At 38.1% G+C, this 18,848-nt stretch carries 20 protein-coding genes; 3 read left to right on the top strand and 17 right to left on the bottom strand.

The window, feature by feature from the left end:
- Positions 1-184 precede the first annotated feature (184 nt).
- Positions 185-1,066 (top strand): sterol desaturase family protein, encoded by an 882-nt coding sequence (locus JM81_RS04535; RefSeq protein ID WP_144800907.1) that lies wholly within the window; start codon positions 185-187, stop codon positions 1,064-1,066.
- Between the two features lie 27 nt (positions 1,067-1,093).
- Here the strand turns inward: JM81_RS04535 and JM81_RS04530 are convergent, their stop codons facing one another.
- The 9 genes from JM81_RS04530 to JM81_RS04490 all read right to left on the bottom strand — a co-directional run bounded on the left by JM81_RS04530 (position 1,094) and on the right by JM81_RS04490 (position 8,144).
- The gene (locus JM81_RS04530; protein WP_144800905.1) at positions 1,094-1,363 is read right to left on the bottom strand and encodes a heavy-metal-associated domain-containing protein; all 270 of its coding nucleotides are present in this window, start codon (positions 1,361-1,363) and stop codon (positions 1,094-1,096) included.
- Positions 1,364-1,366: 3 nt separating this feature from the next.
- Positions 1,367-2,008 carry a DUF3365 domain-containing protein gene (locus JM81_RS04525; RefSeq protein WP_144800903.1) on the bottom strand — a complete coding sequence of 214 codons (642 nt, stop codon included), beginning with the start codon at positions 2,006-2,008 and terminating at the stop codon, positions 1,367-1,369.
- Between the two features lie 18 nt (positions 2,009-2,026).
- Positions 2,027-2,371 (bottom strand): rhodanese-like domain-containing protein, encoded by a 345-nt coding sequence (locus JM81_RS04520; RefSeq protein ID WP_144800901.1) that lies wholly within the window; start codon positions 2,369-2,371, stop codon positions 2,027-2,029.
- An 85-nt stretch (positions 2,372-2,456) separates the two neighbouring features.
- The gene (locus JM81_RS04515) at positions 2,457-3,119 is read right to left on the bottom strand and encodes a peroxiredoxin (protein WP_089260576.1); all 663 of its coding nucleotides are present in this window, start codon (positions 3,117-3,119) and stop codon (positions 2,457-2,459) included.
- A 207-nt stretch (positions 3,120-3,326) separates the two neighbouring features.
- Positions 3,327-4,736, bottom strand: a complete 1,410-nt coding sequence (locus JM81_RS04510; RefSeq protein ID WP_144800899.1) for an MBL fold metallo-hydrolase — start codon at positions 4,734-4,736, stop codon at positions 3,327-3,329.
- A gap of 123 nt (positions 4,737-4,859) precedes the next feature.
- A complete protein-coding gene (locus tag JM81_RS04505) occupies positions 4,860-6,275 on the bottom strand; it encodes an MBL fold metallo-hydrolase (protein WP_144800897.1) in 1,416 nt (471 codons plus the stop codon).
- Between the two features lie 83 nt (positions 6,276-6,358).
- Positions 6,359-7,156 carry a sulfite exporter TauE/SafE family protein gene (locus JM81_RS04500; RefSeq protein ID WP_144800895.1) on the bottom strand — a complete coding sequence of 266 codons (798 nt, stop codon included), beginning with the start codon at positions 7,154-7,156 and terminating at the stop codon, positions 6,359-6,361.
- Between the two features lie 69 nt (positions 7,157-7,225).
- Positions 7,226-7,858: a Crp/Fnr family transcriptional regulator gene (locus JM81_RS04495; RefSeq protein WP_089259973.1), complete on the bottom strand. Its 633-nt coding sequence runs from the start codon at positions 7,856-7,858 to the stop codon at positions 7,226-7,228.
- Between the two features lie 7 nt (positions 7,859-7,865).
- Positions 7,866-8,144 (bottom strand): DUF983 domain-containing protein, encoded by a 279-nt coding sequence (locus tag JM81_RS04490; RefSeq protein WP_315897743.1) that lies wholly within the window; start codon positions 8,142-8,144, stop codon positions 7,866-7,868.
- A 297-nt stretch (positions 8,145-8,441) separates the two neighbouring features.
- On the opposite strand from JM81_RS04490, the gene hemN reads away from it, so the two are divergent.
- Both hemN and JM81_RS04480 read left to right on the top strand, forming a co-directional pair.
- Positions 8,442-9,803: an oxygen-independent coproporphyrinogen III oxidase gene (hemN, locus tag JM81_RS04485; protein ID WP_144800891.1), complete on the top strand. Its 1,362-nt coding sequence runs from the start codon at positions 8,442-8,444 to the stop codon at positions 9,801-9,803.
- Between the two features lie 44 nt (positions 9,804-9,847).
- A complete protein-coding gene (locus JM81_RS04480; protein ID WP_144800889.1) occupies positions 9,848-10,669 on the top strand; it encodes a universal stress protein in 822 nt (273 codons plus the stop codon).
- Positions 10,670-10,749: 80 nt separating this feature from the next.
- Here JM81_RS04480 and JM81_RS04475 read toward each other — a convergent pair whose 3' ends face one another.
- From JM81_RS04475 to ccoN, 8 genes are all read right to left on the bottom strand, one after another.
- Positions 10,750-12,201 carry a vanadium-dependent haloperoxidase gene (locus JM81_RS04475; RefSeq protein ID WP_144800887.1) on the bottom strand — a complete coding sequence of 484 codons (1,452 nt, stop codon included), beginning with the start codon at positions 12,199-12,201 and terminating at the stop codon, positions 10,750-10,752.
- Positions 12,202-12,265: 64 nt separating this feature from the next.
- The gene (locus JM81_RS04470; RefSeq protein ID WP_144800885.1) at positions 12,266-12,754 is read right to left on the bottom strand and encodes a GTP-binding protein; all 489 of its coding nucleotides are present in this window, start codon (positions 12,752-12,754) and stop codon (positions 12,266-12,268) included.
- 18 nt (positions 12,755-12,772) lie between these two features.
- Positions 12,773-13,477: a sulfite exporter TauE/SafE family protein gene (locus JM81_RS04465; RefSeq protein ID WP_144800883.1), complete on the bottom strand. Its 705-nt coding sequence runs from the start codon at positions 13,475-13,477 to the stop codon at positions 12,773-12,775.
- Positions 13,478-13,482: 5 nt separating this feature from the next.
- Positions 13,483-13,929 carry a FixH family protein gene (locus JM81_RS04460; protein WP_089259980.1) on the bottom strand — a complete coding sequence of 149 codons (447 nt, stop codon included), beginning with the start codon at positions 13,927-13,929 and terminating at the stop codon, positions 13,483-13,485.
- Positions 13,930-13,944: 15 nt separating this feature from the next.
- On the bottom strand, positions 13,945-15,363 hold the full coding sequence (gene ccoG / locus JM81_RS04455) for a cytochrome c oxidase accessory protein CcoG (protein WP_144800881.1): 1,419 nt from the start codon (positions 15,361-15,363) through the stop codon (positions 13,945-13,947).
- A gap of 46 nt (positions 15,364-15,409) precedes the next feature.
- Positions 15,410-16,366 (bottom strand): cbb3-type cytochrome c oxidase N-terminal domain-containing protein, encoded by a 957-nt coding sequence (locus JM81_RS04450; RefSeq protein ID WP_144800879.1) that lies wholly within the window; start codon positions 16,364-16,366, stop codon positions 15,410-15,412.
- The gene (locus tag JM81_RS04445) at positions 16,363-16,554 is read right to left on the bottom strand and encodes a CcoQ/FixQ family Cbb3-type cytochrome c oxidase assembly chaperone (protein WP_089259983.1); all 192 of its coding nucleotides are present in this window, start codon (positions 16,552-16,554) and stop codon (positions 16,363-16,365) included. The genes JM81_RS04450 and JM81_RS04445 overlap by 4 nt, the downstream gene beginning before the upstream one ends.
- 5 nt (positions 16,555-16,559) lie before the next feature.
- The gene (gene ccoN / locus JM81_RS04440; protein ID WP_144800877.1) at positions 16,560-18,764 is read right to left on the bottom strand and encodes a cytochrome-c oxidase, cbb3-type subunit I; all 2,205 of its coding nucleotides are present in this window, start codon (positions 18,762-18,764) and stop codon (positions 16,560-16,562) included.
- Positions 18,765-18,848 lie beyond the last annotated feature (84 nt).

Genomic DNA, 18,848 nt, shown 5'->3' with positions numbered 1-18,848 from the left:
CCAAGCATTGACTTGTTTAAAGTTACCTGTTTTAACTGGACTTACCTTTGCAAAGTAATCGCAATCTCTTAAATATGGTATGACATTGGTCATGTTCAACAGATAGTCAAAAGTATGGTTTAGGTAACATAAGTTGCATATAGGAGGGCGTATTTATGGTATTTTTGTAAAAATCTAATAATCAATGGAAGCATATTTAGATGCATTTTTAAACGCAATCACCGGAACGTTAAGTTGGACATGGAAATCAATTATTTTTAATGTTCCATGGTACCTGAATTATTTTTGGGGATTGATACTGATTTCCTTGTTGGTATGGGTTTTGGAAATTAAATTTCCATGGCGTAAGGAACAAGGTGTTTTTAGAAAGGATTTTTGGCTGGATGCTTTTTATATGTTCTTCAATTTCTTTCTCTTTGCAATTGCGATAAGCGGTATTTATAAGATACTTCAAGTATTTTTTGAGGATATTGGCATTTCATCTAATAGTTTGGCCTTGATCGATATTTCTACTTGGCCCATGTGGGGACAGTTATTGCTATTTTTTATAGTGTTGGATTTTGTTCAGTGGTTTACCCATATCTTGCTTCACAAGTATGCTTTTCTATGGAATTTTCATAAGGTACATCATAGCGTAAAAGAAATGGGATTTGCAGCCCACCTAAGGTACCATTGGATGGAGAATATACTCTATAAACCATTAAAGACTTTTGGGGTTATGGTATTGGGAGGTTTTGAACCGGAACAGGCTTATATTGTTCATTTTGCTGCTATTGCAATTGGTCATATAAACCATTCCAATATAAAAATTACTTGGGGACCTTTAAAATATGTGTTCAATAACCCGGTCATGCATCTGTATCATCATGCCTATGAATTGCCGCCAGGTACGTATGGTGTTAATTTTGGAATTAGCCTTAGTCTATGGGATTATTTATTTAAGACCAATTATATACCTGAAGACAGTGGCAAGGTGAAGTTGGGTTATCCTGGTGACGAAAATTTACCTAAGGACTTTTTAGGGCAGGTTACCCACGGTTTTAGAAAAAGGAGAAGTAACATTTAGTTTCTTCTCCTTTTTCTATTCTTAATTTTAGTTTGCTAGTTTACCAGAAGCACAACTTACAAACGACTTGGCTTTGGACAAGACGGAATTTTCTTCATCTAAGCTGGGGTATCCTATGGACTTTAATTTAGATTTTACCGTAGCGATATCTTCTTTTTTTAAAGCTTCAAAAGAAACCGATGATTTTTCAACATTTACGGATACATTGGTAATAGTAGGAATTTCTTCTAGTTTAGATATAATAGTTTTGGCACAGCCACCACATTTTAAATTTTGAATAGGAATTATTGATGTCATATCTTATTTACTTAGTTCGTTATTAAAAGTTATACTCCAAATACCCCTTACCTCATTTTTTGTATAGCCAACCGCTTGGTCATATGGATATTTATTATTCAAAAGTTGTGTAACCTTTGGATCAATATTCATTTCTGGAACTCCGTGGCAATTTAAGCACATAGCATTGGTAATAATTGGGGAATAGAAATTAGTAGTACCGTCCTCGTTTGAGATTATTGGTTCGTAAGGCTCGTTGTTATTGATTTTTGATTTAAAAAATTCAATATACTCCAGTTCTTTTTGGTTTGCTTGGTTGTTGGTATTTCTTGGTTTGTCACTGACCCTTCTAATTTTGGCATGATGAACAAGTGCCATACTATCCGTTAGCGGATATGCCTTTTCATTACAAAATTCTACAGCACCAACGGTACCGCTTTTTTGTAAGCTGGTCATAAGATTTTTACCTAGAACTTTTTGGGTACTCTGTGCAAACTTTTTTCCTTTTTCTAGCAGGATACTATCGTTGGTTTTCAGGTCAACGACCATAGTATTATTGATCTTGGATTCATTCGTAACATCATCTAAGCTCTCTTGTTTATTTTTCGGAGACTCTTGACACCCTATAAAAAAAAGTAGCCCTAATAGTAAAGTAAAATGTTTCATTTAAATCAATTTTATAGTTTATTTCCATGCACTATAACCACCCCTTAGGTCAAACACTTGTTCAAAGCCCATCTTTAACAGTTTACGTGCTGCTTTTTGGCTTCTAGCTCCTGATCTACAATACACATAAACTGCTTTTTCTTTATTTAATTTTTCAAAATATTTTTCAAAATTACCCGTATTGAAAAAATCCACATTTATAGCATTCTTTATATGGCCACCCCCATATTCTAAGGCAGTTCTTACATCAATAGGCTTAATGTTATTGGTGATGATTTGGGTTGCGTATTCGTTCTTGTTCAATATAGTGATATTACCTGTGGTTACTTCTTTTTTACCAAAGAGGCTACTTAAAAATGACATAGTGTTTTATTTAAAATTAATATTCAATAATAGAAAGTAACGGTCTTTTATTTGACCGTTACTTTCAAAACCAACCAATAAAAAATTAATTAAGACTTTTTTTAGCTAAATACCAATCAACCTTTTCCAAAGTATCATCGGCAATACGAGCATTAAGTTCATTTAAGGTTTTTGGTGGGGATACAATGACCTTGTCACCTTTTTTCCAATCCAAAGGCATTGCTACCTTATACTCATCTGATGTTTGCAAAGCTTCTAAAGCCCTTAAGATTTCGTCCATATTTCGCCCAACATTTAGTGGGTAATACATTATTAGTCTTATTTTTTTCTTTGGGTCTATAAAGAAAACGGCACGTACTGCTGCAGTTTCACTTTCATTAGGCTGAAGCATTCCGTATTTCTTGGAAACCTTCATGTCCAAATCTGCTATAATAGGAAAATCAAAATATACGCCTGTATTTTTGCGAACGTTCTGTACCCATCCTAAATGCGCATGAACACTATCTATACTTAAACCCAACAGTGCAGTATTAAGTGCATCAAATTCTGGTTTTCTTAGTGCAAATCCACTCATTTCAGTTGTGCATACCGGTGTAAAATCTGCAGGATGCGAAAACATGACGATCCACTTATCTTTTGCAAATTCAGATAATTTAATTTTTCCTATAGTTGTTACAGCTTCAAAATCTGGAGCAATATCCCCAATTCTAGGCATGCTTGCTATTTCATTATTTTGTATTGTTTCCATGTTCATCTAATTTTAACTAAAGGTACAGCTAGGAGGCAATAGGTACAGTAACACTAGTTACATAGCATAAATAAATCAGAAAAAAAAGGAGGGGTACTTTAGTATAAAAAGTACCCCTCCTAACATCAACCAAACTGCCGTTAAACAGCATTAAAAACTAAATCAAGTTTTAACATAATAAAATATCGTGTCCAATAATAATTTTGACTATAGTGTAGTAGGGCAGATAAAATCTGATACTGGTATTCCTGCTTCTTTTATTGATTTGAATCCTCCTTTTACATCTATTAGATTATGAATACCTCTACTTTTTAAAATAGATGCCGCAATCATACTTCTGTAACCACCGGCACAGTGTACATAAAACTGTTTCTTTTCTGGAAATTCTGCTAAATGATCATTTAGGAAATCTAACGGAGTATTTTTTGCATCTAGGATATGTTCAGATAGAAATTCAGATTCTTTACGCACATCAAATACAGGTGCTTTTTCAGTTTCAAGAACTTCTTTAAGCTTGTTGGCATCAACTTGGCTAACGGTATCATATTCCATTGCTGCCTTTTTCCAAGCATCAAAACCTCCTTCTAAATACCCTAAAGTACCATCAAAACCAACTCTAGAAAGTCTAGTCACTGCCTCTTCTTCCAAACCAACGGGAGTAACCAATAAAATAGGCTGTTTAACATCGGCTATTAAAGCACCTACCCAAGGAGCAAAGCTACCATCAAGACCAATAAAAATAGAACGTGGTATATGACCAGCCGCAAAATCATTTTGGTTTCGCACATCTAATACAATGGCACCTGTTTCATTTGCAGCAGCTTCAAAAGCCTTTGGGGAAAGAGCTCTTGTACCACGTTCCAAGACTTCTTTTATATCTTCATAACCTTCTTTGTTCAATTTTACGTTTAAAGGAAAATATTGAGGTGGTGGTAGTAAACCATCGATCACTTCATCAATAAACTCTTCTTTGGTCATATCTGAACGTAAAGCGTAATTCATTTTCTTTTGGTTGCCCAAGGTATCTACTGTTTCTTTCATCATATTCTTACCACATGCAGAACCGGCACCATGAGCGGGATAGACGATGACGTCATCTGCTAAAGGCATAATTTTTTCACGTAGACTGTCAAATAAGAATCCGGCTAGGTCACGCTCTGTCAATTCGCCCATTTTCTGAGCAAGATCAGGTCTGCCCACATCACCTAAAAATAAAGTGTCTCCGCTAAATATAGCATAGTCTTTACCATTGGCATCTCTTAGTAAATATGTGGTACTTTCCATTGTATGCCCAGGAGTATGTAATGCAATAATGGTAATATCACCTAATTTAAACTCTTGATTATCTTTTGCTATTATAGCTTCAAAAGACGGATTTGCTTTTGGTCCGTATATAATATCAGCACCAGTTTCTTTGGCCAAGGTTACATGACCACTAACAAAATCTGCATGAAAATGGGTTTCAAAAATATATTTTATTGTAGCGTTGTTGGCCTTTGCTTTGTTTATGTAAGGTTGTACTTCCCTTAATGGGTCAATTATGGCAACTTCTCCATTACTTTCAATATAATAGGCACCTTGCGCCAAACAACCTGTATAAATTTGTTCTACTTTCATTATTCAATGATTTAATTGTGGTCAAAATTACAAGTTGGGCCATTCATGCACAGTAACTAAAGTTACATAGGGTAGGGGGCAAAAAAAAGAGCCCTGTACTTACAAGGCTCTCTTTGGTTTAAATTATAATAGTGTTGTGGGGCAGACGTAATCAGAAACAGGAATAGAAGTTTTGGAAATTGCGTCAAATCCACCTTTGACATCGGTAAAATCCTGCCATCCCCTTTGTTTTAATATAGATGCGGCGATCATGCTCCTGTAACCACCCGCACAATGAAGGACAAAAGGTTGGTCCTTAGGAAATTGAGCAAGGTGCTGGTTTATTTCGTTTAAAGGAACATTGATAGCCCCAATAACATGTTCAGAATCATATTCGCTCTTTTTTCTTACGTCGATAACTAAAGGCTTTTTGGTAGCAATTAAATTTTCCAATGTGGTAGCGTCTATTCGATCACTAGTTTCATATGCCTTATTTGCGCCTTTCCAGGAATCAAATCCACCTTTTAAGAATCCTACCGTATTGTCATATCCAACCCTGGACAGTCTAGTAATGGCTTCCTCCTCCTTGTCCTTATAGGTTACCAAGAGAATTTCCTGTTTTATATCAGGAATCATTTCACCTACCCATTGGGCAAAACTACCATCCAGTCCTATGTTGATACTGTTTGGAATAAAGCCTTTTGCAAAATCTTCCGCATTTCGGGTATCCAGTACCAATGCACCTGTTTCATTGGCTACGGTTTCAAAAGCTTCTGGAGAATATGGCGTGGTTGCCCGATCCATAATTTGATCTAGACTTTCATACCCCTGTATGTTCATAATGACATTTTTGGGGAAATACCCCGGAGGTGCGGTTAAACCGGTCAACAATTCTTTAATGAACTCTTCCTTGGTCATGTCTGGTCTTAGGGCATAGTTGACCTTCTTTTGATGACCTAGGGTATCCGTTGTTTCCTTGCTCATCATTTTACCGCAAGCGGAGCCCGCCCCGTGATTAGGGTAAACGATCAAATCATCATTTAAGGGCATGATTCTATTCCTTAACGAATCGTACAAATGTGCCGCTAATTTTTCTTCGGTAAGATCGGCCACTACATGCTGTGCTAAATCTGGTCTACCTACATCACCAATAAACAGGGTGTCTCCCGTTATCAATCCATGTTCTTTATCATTTTCATCAATTAAAAGATACGTGGTACTCTCCATGGTATGGCCAGGGGTATGGATAACCTTCACCTTATAATCGCCAACTTCAAATATCTGATTGTCATTTGCCGTTGTGGCCTTGTATGCCGGTTTAGCTCCGGGACCAAATACGATTTCAGCTCCTGCTTTTTTCTGTAGGTCTAAATGTCCGCTGACAAAATCTGCATGAAAATGTGTTTCAAAGACATATTTGATTTTTGCATTATCTTTTTTGGCACGTTCCAAATAAGGCTGAACTTCGCGCAATGGGTCAAAAACCGCGGCTACACCCTTACTTTCTATATAATAGGCAGCGTGTGCCAAACATCCGGTATAAATTTGTTCTACTTTCATGATATAATTGTATTGATTAATACCTAAAATTACTTGAAGAAAACATGTTGTACAGTGACATTGGTCACATAAGGAATTTTATTTTAAAAAAATTCCATGTAGAAAATAAAGGCCGCCATAACAAGAATGAAATAACCAAAACCTTTCTTTAACTTATTGCCGTCTATGAAATTGCCAAGGTAGCTACCAATAAAGATGCCTATGAGCGAAAGGCCGGTAAAAAGGAAGAGAAAGCTCCAATCTATGAGCATTGTCATAGCATCGCCCAAAAGAAAACCAAGCAAAGATTTTATGGCAATAATGACCAATGAGGTTCCTACGGCGACTTTCATTTCTACATTTGCCAAAATGACCAATGCGGGTATGATCAAGAAACCGCCACCAGCACCGATAAGTCCTGTAATACCGCCAACCAATAATCCTTCTAGAAGAATTAACGGATAATTATAGGCAACGTCACCTTTAGTTGTTATAACTTTTTCCTTTTTAAGCATGGAGTATGCCGCAGGAATCATTAAAAGAGCAAATAGGCCGAACATGGCCATTCTACGGGTAAATTGTAATTGTTCAATTTCAAAGAGGACATCTGGCATTGCTGGAACTACATAATGTCTTACCATAGTAACACCAATAATGGCAGGTATGCCAAAAACTATGGCGGTACGCCAATCTACATACCCTTTTAAATGTTGTTGCCAGCCTCCAACAAGCGCACTGGCCCCCACAGTGAATAGGGAGTATGCCGTAGCAGCTTTTTCATTGATGGTAAACAGATAGGCCAGAACAGGTACGGCCAAAATAGAACCGCCACCGCCAATGAGTCCTAATGAAATGCCAATGACCAAGGCGCTGAAGTATCCAATAATGTGCAATATTTCCATGATATTTTTTTAATACCACAAAAGTATTGCGGGTGCCTGTCCTTGGCAGTAACAATGGTTACAAAGGCACTATAATTGAATTATTTCCAAATAATTTCTATGAAGTTTTATTTTGCCCATTTCCTCTAATTTTTTTAATAGTCTAGAGATCACCACCCTAGAGCTGTGTAGGTCGTAAGCAATTTCCTGATGCGTGTTATGTATGATATCATCTTTGGTAACCCTGGCCTTCTCCTTTAAGTAGCCTACCAAGCGTTCGTCCATTTTTTGAAAAGCGATGCTATCCAAAGTACTCAAAAGCTCGTTCAATCTTTCGTGGTAACTATTGAATACGAAGTTGCGCCATGATTTGTATTTGGCCGTCCATTCCTCCATTTTTTGAATGGGCACCATTATCAACTTTGCATTGGTTTCGGCAATGGCCCTTATTTCACTTTTTGCATCGTTTATGCAGCATGCCATGGTCATGGAGCAGGTGTCTCCCTTTTCAAGATAGTATAGCAATAACTCATCACCATCCTCATCCTCTCTTAAAATCTTAATAGCTCCAGATATGAGAAGGGGCATACCTCTTAAATAATCACCTATTTCAATTAACTTAAAACCTTCGGGAACCTCTTTAAAAGTACCTACCTGAACAATTTCATTGATTAGTTCATTTTCAAAAATAGTTCCGTACTGTTCTTTTAAATCCTGTATCATATCAATTTTAGTTAACGTTCTGTGCTATTTTCTTGTCAAATTTAAAAAAGAAATTGGCCCAAATAATCTTAGAGACTGCGGCAATCCATGGCATTGTCAATACCAAGGCAACAACAATCAACGTAAACAATGTACCTATGCTTGTCTGTAGGCCAAAAAGTAAGGTCAGCACGTAAACTGCAACCGCTACGGCAATACCAACAGCATACGAGACATACATGGACCCCGTATAGAAACTGGGTTCAATACTATACTTTAAATCGCACTTGGGACAGTGTTTTTTCACCTTGTTGAAGTTACTTAATTTATAGGGATTGGCTTCTAAAAATTCCCCTTTATGACACCTAGGACACTTAATAAAAAGTATACTATATAGTTTGGTACCCTTTAATAGCATATGATTAAAATTTAGAGCAAAGTTATTGGATTGCACTTTTTGATAACGTAACAATGGTTACACAAGGCCTTGGTTAAGTTGATATCCCAAAAAATCAAAATTAACGGCTAGTACCCAATATGAAACTGATAAAAGTCATATTATTTTTTAGGATGGGTACATAAGTTTGTAGTAAAATCAAATACTATGTGTTCGCTTGTTCAAAAATATAATGTACCAGGCCCTAGGTATACCAGTTACCCAACCGTACCATTTTGGGATATTTCTACATTTTCCGGTAAAAAATGGGAAGAAACGGTCAAAAAAAGCTTTCATGCGAGCAATTCAACTACGGGTATTAGCCTTTATATCCATCTGCCTTTTTGTGAAAGCATGTGTACCTTCTGTGGTTGTCATAAACGTATAACGAAGAGGCATGATGTGGAATTACCCTATCTTAAATCCGTTATTAAGGAATGGCGACTTTATACAGCGTTGTTCGATGATAGGCCAATAATCAAAGAACTTCATTTGGGTGGTGGTACACCAACCTTTTTTTCACCAGAAAACTTAAAATTTCTCATAGAGGGAATTCTAAGGATAGCGAACAAGGCTACAGATGCCTCCTTTAGTTTTGAAGGTCATCCCAACAATACCACCAAGGAACATTTACAGGCATTATACGATGTAGGATTTAGAAGGGTCAGTTTTGGGGTACAGGATTACAATGAAACCGTACAAAAAGCAATTAATAGGATACAACCTTTTGAAAATGTACGTAACGTTACCCAATGGTCCAGGGAAATAGGGTATGAGTCCGTGAGCCATGATATCATCTTTGGATTGCCACATCAAAAATTGGAACATGTGGTACACACTATTGAAAGAACCAAGGAATTAAAACCAGATAGGATCGCTTTTTACAGTTATGCCCATGTGCCTTGGTTGGCGGGTAATGGTCAACGGGGATATAATGATGCAGATCTCCCGGCGGGCGATGAAAAAAGGGCCCAGTATGAAATGGGTAAAAAAATGTTGCAGACCAGTGGGTATCAAGAAATTGGTATGGATCACTTTGCATTGGAGACAGATGCATTGTATCAGGCTATGGTAACGGGCAGCTTGCATAGGAATTTTATGGGGTATACCAGCTCCAATACCCATTTAATGGTTGGTTTGGGTGCATCCAGTATTAGTGATAGTTGGTACGGATTTGCGCAGAACGTTAAGAATGTTGAAGAATATCAAAATTTGGTGAACAACAATATTATACCCTTGTATAGGGGTCATATTTTAACTGAAGAAGACCAAATTATACGTAGACATATCTTAAATTTAATGTGCCAGTTCAAGACTTCTTGGAGCGCTTTTAAATTGCACTTGCCCCAAATGGACAGTATATTGGAAAGGTTGTATGAGCTGGCGGAAGACGGTATAGTTGAAATTACGGAAGGTAACTTAAAGATAACCGAAAAGGGAAGACCTTTTGTGCGGAATGTTTGTATGGCATTTGATTTACCATTGCAAAAGAAAGCACCGGAAACAAAGTTGTTTTCAATGACCGTTTAAGAAGTAACTTAGATAACATAATATGAACTTCAAATAACAAAATCATGAAAAAGATTATTGTACTTACGGATTTTTCGGAACAATCCAATCATGCCCTTAAGGCTGCGGCGGACTTGGCTAAAAAATTCAGCGGGGAGCTGTTGGTGGTTCATATGTTGGAGCTTAATCAAGCTTTGCTTACCTCACCAGATGGGGTGTATGCGGAACAGACCGTATTCCTAGTAAAACTGGCAGAAAAGAATTTGAAGGAATTTTTGTCCAAGCCTTATCTGGAAGGACTAACGGTAACTCCCATCATTAAACATTATAAGGTGTTTAGTGAATTGGATTCAATTGCCGAAGACCATAGTGCAGATTTAATCGTCATGGGATCTAACGGTACAAATGGTTTTGAGGAAATTTTTATTGGTAGCAATGCAGAGCGGGTAGTACGTAATGCTACCGTACCCGTTTTGGTCATTAAAGGGGAAATAACAGATTTTACTATTGAAAGATTTGTTTTTGCCTGTGATTTTAATGACGATAGTTTACCGGCTTTTCAAAAAGCAAGGGAATTTGCAGAACTGTTCAAAGCATCTATGGAAGTCGTTTATATCAATACCCCCAACGATAATTTTATGAGCAATAGGGATGCTTACCAGAAAATCAATAAATTTTTGACCAAGGCGAACGCAGCGGACCAAGTTGAAGTATATAATGATTATAGCGTAGAGCAGGGTATTATTAATTATGGGAACACAATTTTAGCAGATGCTATAGCCATACCTACCCACGGTCGTAAAGGCATATCGCATTTTTTTAATGGAAGTATAGGTGAGGACGTTGTTAACCACGCCAGGATTCCTGTAATTACATTTAAGATATAGCTCTAACCACATCTATAAACAAAAATAAACCCAAGGCATATGCCTTGGGTTTATTTATTTAATGTATTTCCTGTAAAATTTTAGTTACCTAGGTGTTTGTTGTAGAACTCCCAAGCTTGGTGCGCTACATCTCTTCCCAATTGTAATCCGGCAATATTATCCGCTTGAATATGGTAGCCTCCCATAACCCTGGAAATACCGGCCATATTGGCTGCTTCTGTAAAGGTCGGGAAAGTTATGGTAACCGGTTTTCCATAGTATTTGGCATCCAATTCCGTTAAGGTTCCTGGTACCAATTCAACAGATACCCCAAAATTGTCATCCCCGGTAAAGAGCCGTAATACTTCTGCACAACCCCCGCTAATGGTACTATGGCCAGAGGTATAGCTGGGAAAAGGAGGGCATAGAAAAACATCTGGGGAATACGGTCTCCATTCCTGACCTTTCATTTCTACGATACCTTTTCCGGGTCCGCCCCACGCTTTAATGGTCTTATCTTTATAATATTCATGAACCAACGCATAAGGTCTTGCAAAATCATAGAACATTTTAGAGTCCCAAGAGGCTATAAATGCATCCATGGCGGTAATTTCGGTTAGAAAATACATTTTTACATCGTCATCTAGGGTATGGTTGTCCCTTCTAGAAACATCTTGCGCAAATTTTAGCCAGTGACCGGCCTGTTGAACAGATTGTGGTCCATCTCGCATAAATTCAACCAAGGCCTTATCCTCATCGGTTAGGTTTGCCTGCAGGTCAACCACTTCTTTAACCTCAAGTTTTAATTGTTCCGAGCCCACCATTGGTGGCGGTCCAGGTCTAAATTGATCGGCTGAGGTAAGGGTTATAGGGGTAACCTTTTGCCAATATGGGGTTAGGCAACCAGGTGCAAATTGCCCTCCTTTGCCATCTGAAAAATATTTGGGTTGCCAACGGTTAATATCCGTACTTTCATCTGCGGTATTTACAGGACTATAAGTAGTATAATCAAAATAGGGTTTGCCATTGGAACCTGATACTTCACCATATTGATTGCTTCCATCATTCTTTCTGGCTTCAATAGTAGCCCTTGCTGCTAGATTACCTATGCCCTCTGGAGTGGAGGGGTCCAAAGATTCGTTATCCGGATCAAGGCCTAGATCTATCATAAATTTTCGGAACATATCGGTATCGGAATAATAGTATTCCTTCATGGCGCCAAATGCGGCATAGCTAATGGCTATTTCCTTATTGGAAAGGGAGTGCTCTGCCAAAGGTCTTCTTTCCACATTTTTTAAATATACCGGAATAGCGTTTTGGTCATACCTGGACCATGCATCGAAAATTGTGGTAAATATCAAACCTAAATATCTGGAGGTGATGGTTGGCCTTGGCTTAAATTTTTCGGTATCGGATGCAGTGGCGTCCAATGCCATTTTGCCCCATTTATAGGCAATGTTTTCGGTACCCGTTGGTTCAATTTTCTGTTGCTGTGCGGTCATATGCACATGTAGAGAAAATAGGGTCAGTAAAAAAATAATAATACGCTTCATTAGTTTTGTTATTAGACTATTGAACAAAAATCAAATATACTAAAGTGAGTTAAAGATTTTAAATTCATTCTGTAAGAACATTCATCATAAAATTATATAATTGTAACATTTGTGGTTTTCCCTTTTTTTTTCCTGCCCTGCCAAGGAAATAAAGTACCGTCCATAAAAGTATAAGTATGACCATGCCTCCTAATTGTATATGGTAGTTTTTGCCAAGGGAAGCACTTGAATAGGCCCAAATCCCCATCACAATAAATAGTATGGCAATGACAAAATGGATGAACATAAAAAAGGTCCATAAAGTAGGGTTGGGGCCAAAAACTCCATATAGTTTACAAGTATTTTCTTCATCTACAATTTCTAAATGCAATTGTGGCGACCAAAAGTGATTGTTGAGGTTATTGAATCTTATAAAGACATGTTCATCCAATCGCTTAATTACAAAAGGGTGGTCCATAGCATGTTGAAAATGGGTCAATATGGTTTCCTTATCCTGAACCAATGTAAGCTGAAACCTTGGCCTAAGTACAATATCATTTGGTAAAGGTTTCATGGTTTGGAATATTGGAAATTAGTTATGACATTCTATAGAGCTGCTAACCATATTCGTAGCAGGAGCGGGAGAGATATATGGAATACCCAAGCCTAAACCCCTTAGTATAAATAGAATACCAATGGCAACTACAAATACAGGTATGGTCTTTTGAATTTTCTGTTTAATACCGCCCTTTAACAGACTGCTAAAATAAATTGCGGTAGTCATTAGTGGTATGGTACCTACGCCAAATAGGAGCATATATAGTCCACCTTGTATTGAACTACCCATTGCAATAGAAGCAAAAAGGGCCATATAAACCAGACCGCAAGGTAGAAATCCATTTAGGAATCCTATGGTCAAGAAGGTATCGGGAGATTTTTTTTGGAGCTCTTTGCCCAATCTACTCTTTACCTTGGATACCAATTTAAAAATAGGTTTGGAAAAATTATACTTGTTAAAGGTTTGATATGGAATTAATACGATGAAGATCATGAGGATACCAATGGCAATGGAAAGTTTTTGTTGTAATCCAAAAACGGATAAGCCTTTTCCCAATAAACCAAATAATAGTCCAATAATTCCGTATGCCAATAAACGTCCTATATGATAGATGAATATCTGTCCAAATTTTTTATAAGGGTTTGTCCTATCTACCGGAAGCAAAAAGGCAATGGGTCCGCACATTCCTACACAATGCAAACTTCCCATAAATCCTAATATGAGGGCAGATAGTACCATTTTTATTAATGGGTTATACTTTTTTTAAACAAAAATTCTTTTCCTTGATAGCTCCATGCTATTTTAATGTCCCAACGACCATCCAACAAGCGTTCATTAGGTATGAGGAATTTTGAGTTTGTCAAGGCAATGGGTAAGTCAAAATCCAAGTGCTTATTAGATGGTCTATAAAGGGACACATTTCCTGATACCGCAGATACGTCATAATGGTTTGGGAAAACGATCAAAAGACCTTCCTTTACATTCGTTACCTGTAGCGGTTCTATTTCGTCCTTTGCGTTTTGTTCCGCATCTATTTCTTTTTGATAGCCTAACTCTGCCTTATAATAGTCCTCGGTAACTAAATCATGGTTGGCGTCATGGCTCGTGGTCATTTTGACAACGAAGAACATGATAAAACTTATGAAACCTATTATGGCTATAACAATACCGGTACCCCAATTAATTTTCATGGTGATTTTAATTTGCTATTTATAACTGCGTGGTGCCAAAAAGCGCGCTGTAGTGGTCTCTATTAATTTATCCTTACTGTAAACCCCTATCTTAAGGTTGTTCTTATCCCCGCTTAAGACCGCTGCATTTATCTCTATAAACAACGTACCTTCTGCCAAGGCTTCTGGTTGTACGTCAAAATTTTCATGGCGTACCAGTTTAATTTCACCTTTTGGAGATATTAATTTAAAATGAACGTCCTCAACTGTTTTAGTGGTTTTGTTCAGCAATTTGTAGGTATACACATTACTGATGATATTTCCCTCTTTATGTTCGTACAGTTGCCCTGGTAGCCTTAGAATATTTGCTTCAAGGTCGTTTCTCAGGAACATCATACCTATTAGTACCCCTGTCAATATAATCAATACGGCGGTATACCCTTTTAAACGGGGCGTAAACTTAAATTTCTTCTTTTTGGTAATTTCATCTTCACTGGCATAACGGATCAAACCTTTTGGTAAGTTTACTTTTTCCATGATGGTATCGCATTCATCAATACATGCCGTACAATTAACACATTCCAACTGAGTTCCGTTTCTGATGTCTATTCCCGTTGGACAAACGTTTACGCATTGAAAACAGTCTATGCAATCACCATGGCCAAGTGCTTCACGGTCTTCGTTCTTACGCCATTTTTTTCTTCCATTTTCGGCCTCACCACGTTTGTGGTCATAGGCAACAACAATTGATTTGTTGTCCAATAGTACTCCTTGCATACGTCCATAAGGACAGGCAATGATGCAAACTTGTTCCCTAAACCAAGCAAAGACAAAATAAAACACGGCCGTGAAAATCAACAAAGAGATCATTGTGCTTATATGCTGTGCCGGTCCGTCCGTAATGTATTGTATCAAACGGTCACTACCAATCAGATAAGCAAGAAACACATTCGCAATTATAAAGGAAATAATAAAAAAGATGCTCCATTTAAGCATTCTTTTTCTAATTTTCTCAGCGTTCCATTCCTGTCTGTCCAATCGCATTTGGGCACCACGGTCACCATCTATCCAATATTCAATTCTACGAAAGACCATTTCCATAAATATGGTCTGTGGACACATCCATCCACAAAAAATACGGCCAAATGCAACGGTAAACAATGCAATGAAGACCACCCCAATGATCATGGAGATTACAAATAGGTGAAAATCTTGAGGATAAAATGGAAAACCAAAAATATTAAAACGTCTTTCCAGGACATTGAACATTAAAAATTGGTTGCCGTTAATTTTGATAAAAGGGGATAAGATCAAGAATGCAAGGAGTCCATAGCTAACATATTTACGGTACTGGTAAAACTTGCCGCTGGGTTTTTTTGGAAATACCCAAGCCCGTTTACCATCTTCCTTTATGGTGCCTATAGAATCCCTGAAATGATCTTGATCTTGTGACATACTATTTTTCTTTACTGCATTTGGGAGGTATGGCCCTCCATCAATATTAGTTCATAGTAACCGATGCCGAGTCTATTGCGATTTCAGGTACATCAGTTTCTACCGGAGCTTCCTGGGCCGGAGCATTGGGATCTGCCCATATATCTCCTTCCGGTGCTTTAGGGTTTGCAGGAGTAGTGCCTTGAAAACTCAGTACATAACTTGCAACCTGGGCTATCTCTGCTGGTTTTAGATTCTGTTTCCAAGCGATCATACCCTTACCATCACGTCCACCTTCGGAAATGGTGTTGAACACATTTTTAATGCCTCCGCCAAGAATCCAATTCTGATCGGTCAGGTTAGGACCTATACCACCGCCACCATCTGCCATATGGCAGGCCACGCAATTACTTTCAAATATGCCTTTACCGGCATTAAGGTCGCCGGCATCGGTCAATAGTTCTACCGTGCTGGCGTCTACTAGGCCTTTAGCCGTTTTTTTGTATTCTTCAATTTCCAATTGGGCTGCTGCAACTTCTTGCTCGTATTCCAATTTTTGGTCGTAATCGTTAAAGACATGAAAACGCAATAGGTAAACCACACCAAATACTATTGATGCATAGAACAGGTATACCCACCAAGGTGGTAAGTTATTGTCCAGTTCTCGTATACCGTCATAATTATGGTCAAGTATAATTTCCTCTTCAGACTCTATAGGCTTGCTGCCCAACATTTTGGCATACATCTTTTTGCCCCATGTCCATTCCCATTTTTTATTTTTTTCTGCCAGATACCGTAGTTTGGCTTCTTCATCCAAGGTGTTGAACAATACGTTTTCTATAGCCTGAACAATAAATGCAATGGCCAATAATAACAGTAAAATCAAGGCCATAAAGCCGAACATCATAGTAGGGTAAGCAATGAAAGCCGGTTTATCGCCACTTTCTATATAAATCTCCATAAGTACAACGACCATAAAAAAGGCCACTGTTATTCTAAACCACCAAGCTGTATTATTTTTCATAGGTCTTTATTTTGTTGGTTATCTTCTTCTAAGGGTAATTCGCTAACTTCTTTGATATATGATTTAGAGGCTGTTATTACCCACCAAAACAAGAGGGTGAAAAAAACAAAGAATATGAGCAATGATATCATGGGGTAGGTTGCTACGCCATCTATGGTTTCCATGTAACCTTTTACAAATTTGAACATGTTTTTTAGTTTTTGTTATCAGATAATAATTCGCCAGTTTCCTTAATTTTAATATCCGTACCCAATCGTTGTAGATAGGCTATTAAGGATACAATTTCACGGTCTCTCATTTCTGTAAATTCCTCACCGTTTTCTGCCGCATATTTTTTATCGGCCTCATAGGTTCTTGCAAAGTCAGGATCACTATATAGGTTTTGTTCTATTTTTTCCGCTTGTGCATCTATCATGGCATTGGCGTTTGCAATGTCTTCTTCTGTATAAGGAACACCAAGAGTAACCATAGCTTCCATTTTTGCTTGAATATCGCTTCTGTCATGCTTATTACGTACCAACCACGCATATGCAGGCATAATGGAGCCAGATGATGTACTTTGTGGGTCATACATGTGGTTCAAGTGCCAGTTATCGGAATATTTACCACCAACCCTTAATAAATCTGGTCCTGTACGCTTACTTCCCCATAAGAAAGGATGGTCATAAACAAATTCACCGGCTTTGGCATATTCGCCATAACGTTCAACCTCACTTCTAAAAGGACGAACCATTTGTGAATGGCAACTTACACAGCCCTCTCTAATATATAGGTCACGACCTTCCAATTCTAAGGGTGTATAAGGTTTTACACTGGTAATGGTCGGTATATTGGACTTCACCAATATGGTAGGTACAATCTGTATGATACCACCGATCAATATGGCAATGGTAGCCAAAATGGTCAATTGAATTGGTTTACGCTCTAACCAAGTATGGAATGTTTCACCGGCCGTTCTTCTTTTTGAAACCTTTGTAAGGGCAGCAGCTTCTGCCAATTCGTCTTCTATGACACTACCGGCTTTAATGGTTCGTACTACATTGTAAACCATTACGATTGCACCAACTATATAGAGACTGCCACCAATGGCACGCATCCAATACATAGGCATAATTTCGTTTACGGTTTCCAAGAAGTTTCCATACACCAAAGTGCCATCAGGATTAAAATCTTTCCACATTAGGGCCTGTGTAAATCCGGCAACGTACATTGGTAAGGCATAAAGTATAATACCAAGTGTACCGATCCAGAAGTGGAAGTTGGCCAATGGGGTAGAGAATAATTTCTTCTTGGTCATTTTTGGAACCAACCAATAGATCATACCAAAGGTCAAGAAACCGTTCCAAGCCAAGGCACCTACATGAACGTGGGCAATAATCCAATCGCTGAAGTGGGCAATGGCATTTACATTTTTAAGGGATAGCATAGGACCTTCAAAAGTGGCCATACCATAACCGGTAATTGCGACAACCATAAACTTTAGGACCGGATCGGTACGCACTTTGTCCCAAGCACCACGTAAGGTTAACAATCCGTTGATCATACCGCCCCATGATGGAGCCAAAAGCATGACCGAAAAAGCTACTCCTAGGTTTTGGGCCCAATCTGGTAGAGCGGAATATAATAAGTGGTGAGGACCGGCCCAGATATAAATAAAAATCAATGACCAGAAATGTACAATGGACAGTCTGTATGAATACACCGGTCTGTTCGCAGCTTTGGGAACAAAATAGTACATAAGCCCTAAAAAGGGAGTAGTAAGGAAAAATGCCACGGCATTATGCCCATACCACCATTGTACCAAAGCATCTTGTACCCCAGCATATACGGAATAACTTTTTAGTGCCGTTACAGGTAATTCTAAACTATTGAAAATATGTAGTACCGCTACAGTAACAAATGTTGCCAAGTAAAACCATATGGCCACATACAGGTGGCGCTGTCTTCTTTTGATCATGGTGCCTATAAGGTTAATACCAAAAGCCACCCATACCAATGCAATGGCTATATCTATGGGCCATTCCAGCTCTGCATATTCCTTAGAACTAGTATAACCCAACGGAAGGGTAATAGCGGCGGCAACAATGATCAATTGCCATCCCCAGAAATTAAATTTGCTAAGAAAATCACTGTACATACGGGCTTTTAACAATCGTTGCGTAGAGTAGTAGACTCCCGCGTAAATGGCATTCCCTACAAATGCAAAGATTACCGCGTTGGTATGCAACGGGCGTAAACGACCAAAACTTAACCATGATATACCGTCGGTTAAATTTGGAAACATGAACATGAAGGCCAATAATAAGCCTACAGACATACCCACAATACCCCAGAACATGGTTGCGTAAAGGAAATTTTTCACGATTTTGTTATCGTAATAAAACTGCTGTACTTCCATAATTATACTTGTTTATTTAGTTGGATTTTATTTTTATTGAATGGAGAACAGAGCGAAAAAAAATTAGAGAACAAACTCTTGTTA

This window comes from Maribacter sp. MAR_2009_72 (genome assembly GCF_007827235.1).
Classification (GTDB): Bacteria; Bacteroidota; Bacteroidia; order Flavobacteriales; family Flavobacteriaceae; genus Maribacter; species Maribacter sedimenticola.
The sequence above is the reverse complement of the archived record's forward strand: the minus strand, read 5'-3'. Positions and strand labels throughout refer to the sequence as shown.